The sequence below is a fragment of the Pseudomonas gingeri genome (genome assembly GCF_013385635.1).
In the GTDB taxonomy this organism is placed as follows: domain Bacteria; phylum Pseudomonadota; class Gammaproteobacteria; order Pseudomonadales; family Pseudomonadaceae; genus Aquipseudomonas; species Aquipseudomonas gingeri_A.
The window spans coordinates 17,572-29,434 of sequence record NZ_JACAPR010000042.1; the positions used below are offsets into that span (position 1 = coordinate 17,572).

Genomic DNA, 11,863 nt, shown 5'->3' on the forward strand with positions numbered 1-11,863 from the left:
ACAATGTCCAAGAAGATCCATGTAACTGACACCATCCTGCGCGACGCCCACCAATCGCTGCTCGCCACCCGCATGCGCACCGAAGACATGCTGCCGATCTGCGACAAGCTCGACAAGGTCGGCTACTGGTCCCTGGAAGTCTGGGGCGGCGCGACTTTCGACGCCTGCGTGCGCTTCCTCAAGGAAGACCCGTGGGAGCGCCTGCGCCAACTGCGCGCGGCGCTGCCCAACACTCGCCTGCAGATGCTCCTGCGCGGCCAGAACCTGCTGGGCTACCGCCACTACAGCGACGATGTGGTCAAGGCCTTCGTCGCCAAGGCGGCGGTCAACGGTATCGACGTGTTCCGTATCTTCGACGCGATGAACGACGTGCGTAACCTGCGGGTCGCCATCGAGGCGGTGAAGGCGGCGGGCAAGCATGCCCAGGGCACCATCGCCTACACCACCAGCCCGGTGCACACCATCGAGGCGTTCGTGGCCCAGGCCAAGCAGATGGAGTCCATGGGTTGCGACTCGGTGGCGATCAAGGACATGGCCGGCCTGCTGACCCCGTACGCCACCGGCGAACTGGTCAAGGCGCTGAAGAGCGAGCAGTCGCTGCCGGTGTTCATCCACTCCCACGACACCGCCGGCCTGGCCGCGATGTGCCAGCTCAAGGCCGTGGAAAACGGTGCCGACCATATCGACACCGCGATCTCCAGCTTTGCCTGGGGCACCAGCCATCCGGGTACCGAATCGATGGTCGCGGCCCTTAAAGGCAGCGAGTTCGACACCGGCCTGGACCTGGAGCTGTTGCAGGAAATCGGCTTGTACTTCTACGCCGTGCGCAAGAAGTACCACCAGTTCGAAAGCGAGTTCACCGCCGTCGACACCCGCGTACAGGTCAACCAGGTACCGGGCGGGATGATCTCCAACCTGGCCAACCAGCTGAAAGAGCAGGGCGCCCTGAACCGCATGGGCGAAGTGCTGGCGGAGATTCCTCGGGTACGCGAAGACCTCGGCTTCCCGCCGCTGGTGACCCCGACCTCGCAGATCGTCGGCACCCAGGCGTTCTTCAACGTACTGGCCGGCGAGCGCTACAAGACCATCACCAACGAGGTGAAGCTGTACCTGCAAGGCGGTTACGGCAAGGCGCCGGGCATCGTCAACGAAAAACTGCGGCGCCAGGCCATTGGCAGCGAAGACGTGATCGACGTGCGTCCGGCCGATCTGCTCAAGCCGGAAATGGTCAAGCTGCGTGGCGAGATCGGTGCCCTGGCCAAGTCGGAAGAAGACGTGCTGACCTACGCCATGTTCCCGGATATCGGGCGCAAGTTCCTCGAAGAGCGCGAGGCCGGCACCCTGGTGCCTGAAGCATTGCTGCCGATTCCTGAAGCGGGCGGCGTGCGCTCGGCGGGTGGCGAAGGCGTACCGACCGAGTTCGTCATCGACGTGCACGGTGAAACCTACCGCGTGGACATCACCGGTGTCGGCGTGAAGGCCGAAGGCAAGCGGCACTTCTACCTGTCCATCGACGGCATGCCGGAAGAAGTGGTGTTCGAACCGCTCAACGAATTTGTCGGCGGTGGCAGCAGCAAGCGCAAGCAGGCCAGCGCACCGGGCCATGTCAGTACCACCATGCCGGGCAATATCGTCGACGTGCTGGTCAAGGAAGGCGACACCGTCAAAGCCGGCCAGGCCGTCCTGATCACCGAAGCCATGAAGATGGAAACCGAAGTGCAGGCCGCGGTCGCCGGCAAGGTCACGGCTATTCATGTGGCCAAGGGCGACCGGGTCAACCCTGGCGAAATCCTTATCGAGATCGAAGGCTGAGCAAGGCCTTCATCTGCAACGCTTAATCCTCGGGGGGGCATGTGCCCCCTTTTTTTATGTGGGGTTACCCGATGAAACGGCAATCTGACGGACTCAGGCCGACTCTATGGTGAGAGACGCCAAGAACTGTACCTCTTCCGGCAAGGAGGAGGAGAGGGCATAGATGCCTGTGACAGTGACCTGGCCGACCTTGTTGGGAACGACGAAAGAGATGGTTTCCCAGTCGACGACATCGAAGCCGCTGATAAACGGGGCGTCGTTGCCACCCTTCCAGAAGTGGAGCAGATAGAGCCCGCTGAATGCGTTCACAATCGATCCCGTGAGCGTGAGTACATCGCCCACCTTCGCTTGTTCCGGTAGATCCACTTTCGGTTTTGGCTGCAATTTTTGGTTAATCATTTTGCACCTCCTGCGAAATGACAGTCCCGAGCAATGGTCGGGCCTGGATGACGGCGTCGAACATTGATTGATGACCAGGTTCAAGCTGGCTTGATGTTGAGGTTCCCGAGGATCTGCGCGTCATCGGGCACGGAGGTGCCGGAGGAATAGTACCCTTCGACCACGTGTTCACCGACCTGGTCGGGAACGATGAAAGAAATGGTGTCCCAGTACGAGCGTTGGATGGGGACGGCGTAGGGTTCGCCGGGGCCGCGAAACTCGAGCTCAAAGATTCCGCTGAATGCATTGACCGCCCGTCCCGTGATGTTGACCCATGTGCCTACGACCGCCTCTTCCGGCAGGTCGACTTGTGGTCTGTTTTCCTGTGTTTGCTCAAACATTTCACACCTCATTGCTGAAGTTCATCCATGCTCGCTCCCGGGTTGGCGAGCGGGCGACGTCTTCAGGCTACGAGGGTTTGGAGAGGCTCATCTACTGTCAGAAATGACAGTCCTGATCAGCGGTCAGTCGAGGTCGTATAAGGGCCGTGCAGGAGCCGGATCGCCGGCGATGAAGTTCGCGTGTCTTGCTGCGTTCTGGCGGGCGCCATCGCCAGCAAGCCGGCTCCTAGGGGTCATGGGGTGATTTCAATCGCCCGTTTTTTCAACCGAGCGGGCGGCAGGCCTTGTTTAAAAGGCCATCTTCCACTGGCCCATGACCCCGTTGCTGCGGCTGCTGCTGCCCATTTCGCCGTTGTAGGCCACGCCGATGGAATGCCTGGCCGACAGGTTGAGGTCCAGGCCGGCCTCGACCACCAGGCTGTCGCGGTCCTGGCCGATGGCCTTGGTGTTGAAGGTTCTGCCGGTCACCTGGTTGACCTGGGTACTGGTGTCGTCGAGCGCCCCGTACAGATGTTTCCAGCCCGCGCTCAGGCGTGGGGCCAGGCTCATGCCGCTGTCCATGTTCCTGATGCTGGCGGTGCGCAGGCCGAAGGTGGTGCTGAAGTTGTCCAGGGTCTGGGCACTGGCCTTCAGTGCGGCTTCGCCGCCTTTTTCCGTATAGCCCTTGCGCGAGTAACGCTGGTAGCCGAGGTTGGCGAAAGGTTCGGCGATCAGGCTGCCGGTGCCCAGGTTGTAGCCGAGTTCGGCGAAGGCCTGCTGGCTGGTGGCGTTGTAGTTGCCGGCGAGCCGGTCCTTGTAGCTGCCGAACTCCACGTTGCGCTTGGTCTTGCCGGAGTGGTCGCTGTGGATCGCGCCGAGGCGCAAGGCCACCGGCCCGCTCTGGTGCAGGGCGTAGGTGCCGACATGCCAGCTGTCGAGATCGCCTTCGAAGCGGCTGGCTTTATGCTCCGATTGCGACTTGCCACCCAGCAGGCCCACCCGCCATTCATTGTCCAGGGCCCAGTCGACGCCCATCACCAGGCCCTTGGTGTTCTGTTCGAAAGCCTTCGTTTCCGTGGGCTGGTCGAAGGTGCTGGCGTTGTTCAGGGCCTGTACCCACAGGCGGGTGTCAGTGGGCTTGATCTGCGAATGACCCGACAGTGAGACCTGGCCGGGCGCGCCGTTTGCTCCGGCGAGCAGGCGCTCCGAGGGGGCGTTGCCGAGCTGACGCATGGCCGAGAGGGCACTGTTGCCCACTTGGCTGGCACCCTTGAGGGTCGCCCGGCCGAGGTTGGCGTTGGCCGCACCGGACAGCTGTGCCCAGGCATCTCTTTTGGCCGTGGCGTTCAGGCCGGCCAGGGCATTTTGCAGGGGGGATTCGATCGGTTTGGGGGTAGGCGGCTTGGTGTTGCCACCCTGGCCACCGCGACGTTCATCTGCCTGGGGCAGTTCTTGAGATGCCTTGTCGACCTGAGCTTGAAGGTTGTTGTGTTGTGCTTCGAGTTTATCGAGGCGTTGCTTGTTCTCGGCGATGACCTTCTGAGTCTCGGCGTTTATTCCTGCGCCGTCCCTGCCGGGTTCACCTTGAGGTCCTTGGGGGCCAGCTACACCGTCCCTGCCGGGTTCACCTTGAGGTCCTTGGGGGCCAGCTACACCGTCCTTGCCGGGTTGACCTTGAGGTCCTTGGGGGCCAGCCAGACCGTCCTTGCCGGGTTCACCTTGAGGTCCTTGAGCACCAGCCAGACCGTCCCTGCCGGGCTCACCTTGCGGACCCTGATACGAGATCAAAGGTGGAGGAATCTGAGGGGTGGGCTGTTGGGGAGTAGCAGCATTTGGGTTGCTGCATGGCGAGCAGGGGGACGGGATAGGAGAGGTGTATACCGGAACAGCAGAACCGTCGGGCTGGATGTGCACCTCATAGACGCCTATTGGATCATCGTTGCGCTTAACCCAAAAAGAGTTGGGAGAAGGCTTGCCCCATGTATCGACTATCGTAAAGCTTCCTGGGCTCAGGACTTGTGAGTGTCGTGAGTCCTGAGCCAATACTTGCTGGGCCATAAGTCCGTTCAGCGCCAATGTCAGTGCAGCAGCAAGGTGGGTCTTCTTGGGGGACATTCCATTTCATCCTCGGAATAAATCGAGGCGGAAATGTATCTATCCATGTAATCGATAAATGTCGGGCGTTTTACCCGTCTTTTGCGCGAGATGTCGCCGCTTGCGCGGCGATTTGGTGGCGTCTGCGGGAGCGTGTGGGCCAGCGGTGGCCGAGGTGTCAGTCACTGCGTTTTCGGGGGGGCGGGCGCTGTGCTTGCGGGCTGTGCGGGTTAGCCGCGGCACTCGGCCAGGGTCTTGATCTGCCCGACCGCGCCGAGGTTCTCTTCCGACAACCAGCGCTCGAATCCGGCATTCACCGCCGGCCATTCCGAATCGATGATGCTGTACCAGGCTGTGTCGCGGTTCTTGCCCTTGACCACCATGTGCTGGCGGAACACGCCCTCGAACCGGAAGCCCAGCCGCTCGGCCGCCGCCCGGGAGCGGGCGTTGTCGTTGTTGCACTTCCACTCCAGGCGCCGGTAACCCAGGGCGAATGCTTCTCGGGCCAGCAGGTAGACCGCCTCGGTACTTTTGGGCGAACGCTGCATCGGTGCGCCGAAGGTGACGTGGCCGATCTCGATACGGCCCTGGGCCGGGACGATCGACATCAGACTGAGGATGCCCTGGACTTCACCGTTGGCCTTGTCGACGACGGCGAAGAAATACGGGTCGGTGCTCGCCGCATTGCCGTTGAGCCAGTCATTGAACGCGCTGCGCTCCGGAAACGGCCCGTAGGGTAAATAGTTCCACAACTTCGGGTCGGCGCCGGGGCCTTCGAGGGCGCGAAACAGGTCATCGCCATGGCGCGCGGGGTCGAGCTTTTCCAGGGTGATGAAGCGCCCCTCGAGGTGGCGGGTGGATGGCGCCGGCGCGCCTTGCCAGTTGGCTACGGGTGTGGACATGACGCTTTCCTCGGGGGCTTACAACGCGTGGCGAAATTGAATGAAACCGGGGCGCTCGGCAATCCGCTCGTACAACTGGATGGCCGTGGCATTGGTTTCGTGGGTCAGCCAGTGCACTTTACTGCAATCGGCCCGGGCCGCCGTGGCATAGACGTGCTCGATGAGCAATCGGCCAAGGCCCGTCCCGCGTTGATCGGGCGCGACGAACAGATCCTGAAGATAACAGGAATTCTGCACGCTCCAGTTCGAGCGGTGGTAGATGAAATGCACCAGGCCCACCGCCTTGCCGTCCTGCCAGGCGAGGGCGGCATGGGTGGTTTCGGCGGGGTCAAGAAAGCGTTGCCAGGTCGACTGGTAGATCGTGTCCGGCAGCTCGGTTTCGTAGAACGCCAGGTAGGCTTGCCACAGCGGGCGCCATGCAGCGTGGTCGGCGGCGCTGACCGCACGGATTTCGATAGTGCTCATGCAGACTCCTTAACGCATCAAATGGGCGAGGGCTTGGTCCTGGCTGTCGGCACTGGCCGCCAGCCCTTGTTGTACACCGGCGATGTCGGCGGCGCTGCGGTTCTGGCTGAGCTTGCGCTTGCCTTCCAGGCGCTGGATCGGCAGGGCAAAGCCGACGATGGCCTTGAGCATGCTGTCGATGTACTGAGCAGGGGCGTCGTCGACCTTCCAGGGCTGTTCCCGGCCGGCCTCATGTCGGTCGGTCAGGGCGCTGACCAGGCTACGCAGGCGCCCGGCATCGTCGAACACCTCCGCCTCGCCGTAGGCATGCACTGCCACATAGTTCCAGGTCGGCACGACTTTGCCGTGCTCGGCCTTGGCAGGATAGAAGGACGGGCTGATATAGGCATCGCCCCCCGGAAAGATCACCAGGATTTCACCGCCTTCGGCCAGTTCCCGCCACTGCGGGTTGGCCCGGGCCAGATGGCCGTAGAGCGTGCCGTTGGGGCCTTGCCCGCGGTCCAGCAGCAGCGGTACATGGCTGGCTTGCAGGCCAAGCTTGCCGTGGGTGACCAGCGTTGCCAGGCGTGTGTCCTGGATATGCCGCTGTAAGGTGGGCAGGTCCTGCTCGGAAAAGGCGCTCGGTGTGTACATGAAGATTTTCCTTGGCGAATGCCTGCATCCTAGGCAGGCTATTGGTTGCTTGTAAGAGCCATTAGTGGTGATTTTGGTAGGTCCATTTCGCAAATCCATTCCACAGGTGCAACGCCATGCCCAATCCTTCGTTGCCGCTGCCGTTCGACCCTGCCGGGATTCATCTGGATCCGGCCAAGGGCTTGAGCCGCCAGCTCTACCAGGCGCTGCGCCTGCGGGTGCTGGACGGGCGCCTGGCCAGCGGCAGCCGCTTGCCGGCCAGTCGCGACCTGGCGGCAGCCCTGGCGATTTCCCGCAACAGCGTGGTGCGGGCCTATGACCAGTTGTACGCCGAAGGCTTTATCGAGGGCCGGATCGGCGATGGCACCTACATTGCGCAACTGCCGGAAAAATCCCTTCCGATCAAAAAGTTGTCCACAAAAGTATCCACAGGGTTTTCAACAGGCTTATCCACAGGATTATCCACAAAACCGACTGAAACCGCTGGGCTTACATCCAGTAAAGTTATCCACAATCGTGCTTTGGCGCGTATCAACGGCAACCCTTTGCACGAGCCGCCGTGTGGTCCGCCGCGGGCTTTCCGGGTGGGCGTGCCAGCATTCGATCTGTTCCCTTTTGGCGTCTGGGCCAAGCTGCAGGCGGCTTTCTGGCGCAGGCCGGACTTGCAGCTACTGTGCTACGGCGCGTCCGCGGGAGAGGAGCGCCTGCGTGGTTTGATCGCGGCTTATCTGCGTGGCTCCCGGGGCTTGTCCTGCACGCCTGAACAAATTGTGATCACCAGTGGCGCGCAGCAGGGCATAAGCCTTTGTGCACAGTTGCTGGTGGACCCTGGCGATGGCGTGGCGGTGGAAAACCCCGGCTACCGCGCGGCGCGGCTGGCCTTCGCGGTGGCGGGGGCCACGCTGCATGGCGTGGCAGTGGATAACGAGGGCATGGATTGCGCCGCACTCGGGCAATTGCCGGACTGTCGGCTGGCCTATGTGACACCATCCCACCAATACCCCACCGGGGTGATCATGAGCCTGGCCCGACGCCTGGAGCTGCTGGCCTGGGCCGAGCGCAGCGGCGGCTGGATCGTCGAGGACGACTACGACGGCGAGTACCGCTACAGCGGCGCGCCGCTGGCTCCACTGGCCGCGCTGGATCGACAGGGGCGGGTGCTGTATGTCGGCACTTTCGGCAAGATTGCCTTTCCGGCGTTGCGCCTCGGTTACCTGGTGCTGCCGCCGACCCTGGTCGAGGCCTTTTCCCAGCGCCGTGCCCTGGATATGCGGCACTCGGAGGTCAGCACCCAGGTGGTCATGGCCGAGTTCATGGCCGCCGGGCATTTCCAGCGGCATATCCGTCGCATGCGCCGGGCTGCCCTGAGCCGACGCAACACCCTGCTGGCCCATTGGCCGAAGGATATCCCGGGCTGCGGTGCGTTGACGGAGGCCGCGGCGGGCCTGCACGTGACGGTGCCGGTGGAAAGCCTGGAGCGGGAGCAGGAACTGGTGGCGCTGGCGCAGAGCGTGGGAGTCGAAGTCAGCCCCCTGAGCAGCTACTGGATGACCCAGCCGATGCCGCCCGAAGACCAGCGGGCCGGGTTGGTGCTGGGGTTCGCCGCGGTGCCGGAGGCGGATATAGAGTCGGCGCTGACGCGTCTGGGCAAGGTCTGGAAGCGTTAGCGGCAGCGGGTATTAACCGGCTATCGCAGGCAACAGGGCGGTCGATGTTTATCTGGTCCGGGAACCCGCAACCAGGATAGATGCACATGACGTCCCCACTTCCCGGCACGACCTTGAGCGACAACGAACAGGCTGCGCTGGTCTACACCCTCAGTGACTGTTTTGCCCGCCGCCCGACCCTGGAAAGCGTGGCCCCCGGCCTTGTCCGTGACATGCTGGAGAGCGAGTACCCGTCGCTGGGCGAGCGACTTGCCCACGCCGCGCTGATCGAACCGGAATCCTGCAGGGATGAGGTGGAGTACCGGGTCGTGACCCTGGTGCACCTGTTGATCGAGCGCTTCCTGGGCGAAGGAAAACTGCTTTGTCCGGCAGGCAGCTACCTCACGCTCTACCCGGGCGCGGAGCATCCGCAGAAGCTGTCCCTGAGTGTTGCGACGCTCGATACCCTCCTGAACGAGTGGGCCCCGTTGCTGCCGCAGGCGTATAAACAGGCTCTGGTGGACTTCTGGAGCACACCGTCGGCGGAGGGTGTTGCACCCTGGCAACAACTCTCCGAGTTCTTTGCCGAACAACTGCGCCAGGCCTGCGCGGCGCTGTCGGGCGACGAACTGGGCACCGTGCAGGCGGTGCTCGACTATCCCGACCTGAAGGAGCGCCAGGTCAGGTTCGGGACGGATTGCGCGCAGGCCTATATCCCCATCATCGATACCCGCGTCAAGGGCCCCGAACCCTTGCATGTCCAGGCGCTGGTCATGAGCCGTTGGGTCGGCGAGCGCCAGATCGTCTTGCTGTACACGCTGTTCGGCGGGATCGAAGCATTCGATTCCACGCAAGCGCTGGAAAGCTCCCTGGGGGTGACCTTGGGCGGGCAGGAGGCGGACTTCAGGAGTTATTCGCCAGACCACCACGTCTTCGATGCCCTGACCGTGACCCTGCTGATACGGCAGTTGGAGGCCATTGATGCGATCAGGCCGGGTGACTATCGCGACCCGGAGGCCCTTGAACAACAGCTGCGGGAACTGACGGGGCTGCAGGCATTGTTCGGTGCCTTCCGTTCCGGTCACGAGGCGAAACTGGGTCGCTTGCGTGACTTGCTTCCCGAGGATCTGCGCAAGGCTTCGGCGGCGGATCGCACCCTCTATGGTCGTTATGTCGTGGCGCTCGCGGCGGTCTACCGGCGCCATGCCGGCAAGGCGTTTCTCGATGGCATTCCCGATGTCGCGAGCTTTGCCGGCGCGTCGTTGCAGGCGAGCCTGCTGGAGATATATCCACAGGCCGCAACCGTGTCGGTCAGCGATATCAGCGTGACCTTGACGCGTGTCGCAAACCCTCCACTCGAGATGGTCGACAGTGCTTCCGACGTTCGCTATCAGACGCAGACCCGGGATTATGTCGCCCTGGCGCTGAAGAACCTCGCGGCCTTTCCTCTTGGGGCGTCGGCGCAGATTCGTTACCAAGGCCAGGCGTCGCCTTCCTGGATGACCTATGAGGTGCTGCGCACGGCGGTCAGCGATGCCGATATCGGCCGGAGCTACCCAGAGTTGCTCAGGCAGAAACTGCAACGCGACCCGGTCGAGCGAGCCCGGCAGGAAGGACTTTTCAGCGACTATCTACGCGTCCTGCTGCCGATGCTGGCGCTGGAGTTGCGGTTCAAGCGGCAACTGACGGAGACCGCACGCCTGTATGTCGAGGCGGTGGTGACACAGGATAACGGCGTACATCAGGTCCGCGGCCAGTCGATTGTGGTCAGACCCCTGGCTTTCCTCGCCCAACCGCAGGCCACGGCGGATCGGGTGCGCACTATGTTCGTGATCGGCCCGCGGGCCACGGATCAGGGGCCGCAGGTGCTGTGTCGTCCTGGCAGTGACGTGCTCCTGCGCGAATTTTCTTCCCTGGATGACCTGCTCACGGCCATTCAGGCGCCGGGGGCGTTGCAGCAGTCGGTCCTCGACGGCCTGGACAGCACCAGGCGTCCGATCTATGACCAGGGCGGCTTCAAGGAGCCGCACGTGATCAGGGTCACACCTCTGGATATGGGCCTGCCGGCTATTCCCGCGCCGGCGTCGCTCGATATCACCGAGCTGTCCGGGGCGTTCGGCGCCGCGTTGTTCGCCGCCACCGTCGAGGCATTGATCATCCAGGCCGAGGCGGTCGCCGTATCCGATGCCGAAGACCGCTGGAACCGTTTCGCGGACCTGGGATGGGCGCTGTTCAACCTGCTGGCACCCTTTGCGACCGGGCCTCTGGCAGAGGTCGGCTTGCTTGTGCAATTGATGTCCAGTCTCAAGACTTTCGCCGATCCGAACGCGTCCGAGCCCTGGGCGGCGTTCGCCGACGTCCTGCTGAGCCTGGCGGTGGTCCTGGTGTATCACCGTCGGCCATTCAATGAGCCGGCGAGGACTTCGGTCCCTGTCGTCCCCCCCATCGGTAACGCTGTGCTCAAGGACCCTGCCATCAAGGTCACCAGCCAGTTGGTCTTTGCCTGGACCCGTCCGGATCGTCAGTTCACGGCCTCCGAACTGGTCAGGCTGGAGTCCTTCAAACTGCTGTTGGACGACTCCCCTGGCCGCTTGCTGGACTCGGGCGAATGGCAAGGCTTGTATCAGCGCGACACACTTTTCTATGCCCGTGTCGACGATGCGTGGTTTCGGGTGTCGCGCAGGCTCGATGGGGTGGTGATCATCAATGACCGGCATCCGGCGCGCCAGGGCCCCTGGTTGCGTCGCGACAGCTCGGGGCTCTGGCGGTTGGATCGTGGCCTGCGCCTGCTGGGAGGCGTGGGAGAGTTGAGCGTGCGTGCGGCGAAGAAGCTCAAGTCCCTGGAGAGGAAGGGTCGTGATCTGTTGGCGACTTTGCCGGCGCTGCTGGCGGACGCCGAGCGCACCGCGAAAGTCGTGCATTCGCCTCTCGATATCCAGCACATCCTCAAGACCAAGGCGCAGCCTTTCGAGGAGGTCATCCAGGAGCTGCGAGGATTGACCCGCGGACTGACGCAGTCGCCCCGCACGTTGATTGCCGAGCTTGAGGAGGCGGCCAGTATCCTGGCCAACGAGGGGCTGAACCTGCGGATCAGCTTGACCCGCAAAGCCTTGCCGACCGTCACCGCGATCAGGTTTCTGCGGGAGCAGGAACAGATCACGATCCGCAAGCTGGGGAGGCGCCGGGCTATCCCCGGCGGCAAGAAACCCGACTTTCTCGAGGAGTACGAGATCCGCGACCGGCAGGGCCGGCCTTTATGGTACGCGCACTTCCATTACGACACCGCGAGCAAACCGCTGGCCGAGTACGGCAAGGCGCACCTCAAGACCCTCCAGCAACGCCATCTGGGCATCAGTTTTCAGAGTGCCCAGGAGGCCGCGGGTGTGAACATCACGCCCATCTGGCGTGGACCGATCGACGCCGAGACCGCCGCCACGCTGTTCCTGCCGCTGAGTGGCTGAAGATTGCCCACGCTCCCCTTGTAGGAGCTGGCTTGCTGGCGATGAGGCCGGTGAGTCTCGCATCGACTGTCCGGCCGCCATCGCCAGCAAGC

Annotated in this window: 9 protein-coding genes; 3 read left to right on the plus strand and 6 right to left on the minus strand. The window is 63.1% G+C overall.

Translation table 11 applies throughout. From position 1 onward, the window contains the following. Positions 1-3 precede the first annotated feature (3 nt). Positions 4-1,812 (plus strand): sodium-extruding oxaloacetate decarboxylase subunit alpha, encoded by a 1,809-nt coding sequence (oadA, locus tag HX851_RS32085; protein ID WP_177058467.1) that lies wholly within the window; start codon positions 4-6, stop codon positions 1,810-1,812. Positions 1,813-1,905: 93 nt separating this feature from the next. Here the strand turns inward: oadA and HX851_RS32090 are convergent, their stop codons facing one another. The 6 genes from HX851_RS32090 to HX851_RS32115 form a co-directional block, all read right to left on the minus strand. After that, positions 1,906-2,211 (minus strand): hypothetical protein, encoded by a 306-nt coding sequence (locus tag HX851_RS32090; protein ID WP_177066469.1) that lies wholly within the window; start codon positions 2,209-2,211, stop codon positions 1,906-1,908. A gap of 80 nt (positions 2,212-2,291) precedes the next feature. Beyond that, entirely contained in the window at positions 2,292-2,591 is a 300-nt protein-coding gene (locus HX851_RS32095; RefSeq protein WP_177066470.1) for a hypothetical protein, read from the minus strand. Positions 2,592-2,879: 288 nt separating this feature from the next. After that, the gene (locus HX851_RS32100; protein ID WP_369680920.1) at positions 2,880-4,268 is read right to left on the minus strand and encodes an autotransporter domain-containing protein; all 1,389 of its coding nucleotides are present in this window, start codon (positions 4,266-4,268) and stop codon (positions 2,880-2,882) included. 626 nt (positions 4,269-4,894) lie between these two features. Then, positions 4,895-5,566, minus strand: coding sequence for a GNAT family N-acetyltransferase (locus HX851_RS32105; RefSeq protein WP_177058462.1), 672 nt, complete (start codon positions 5,564-5,566; stop codon positions 4,895-4,897). Positions 5,567-5,584: 18 nt separating this feature from the next. Further along, entirely contained in the window at positions 5,585-6,031 is a 447-nt protein-coding gene (locus tag HX851_RS32110; protein WP_177066481.1) for a GNAT family N-acetyltransferase, read from the minus strand. 9 nt (positions 6,032-6,040) lie between these two features. Next, positions 6,041-6,664, minus strand: a complete 624-nt coding sequence (locus tag HX851_RS32115; protein WP_177066483.1) for an FMN-binding negative transcriptional regulator — start codon at positions 6,662-6,664, stop codon at positions 6,041-6,043. A 116-nt stretch (positions 6,665-6,780) separates the two neighbouring features. Here HX851_RS32115 and pdxR point away from each other — a divergent pair, with 116 nt between their 5' ends. Beyond that, positions 6,781-8,331 carry a MocR-like pyridoxine biosynthesis transcription factor PdxR gene (pdxR, locus tag HX851_RS32120; protein ID WP_177066485.1) on the plus strand — a complete coding sequence of 517 codons (1,551 nt, stop codon included), beginning with the start codon at positions 6,781-6,783 and terminating at the stop codon, positions 8,329-8,331. A gap of 86 nt (positions 8,332-8,417) precedes the next feature. Further along, a complete protein-coding gene (locus HX851_RS32125) occupies positions 8,418-11,771 on the plus strand; it encodes a dermonecrotic toxin domain-containing protein (protein WP_177066487.1) in 3,354 nt (1,117 codons plus the stop codon). Positions 11,772-11,863: the final 92 nt, after the last annotated feature.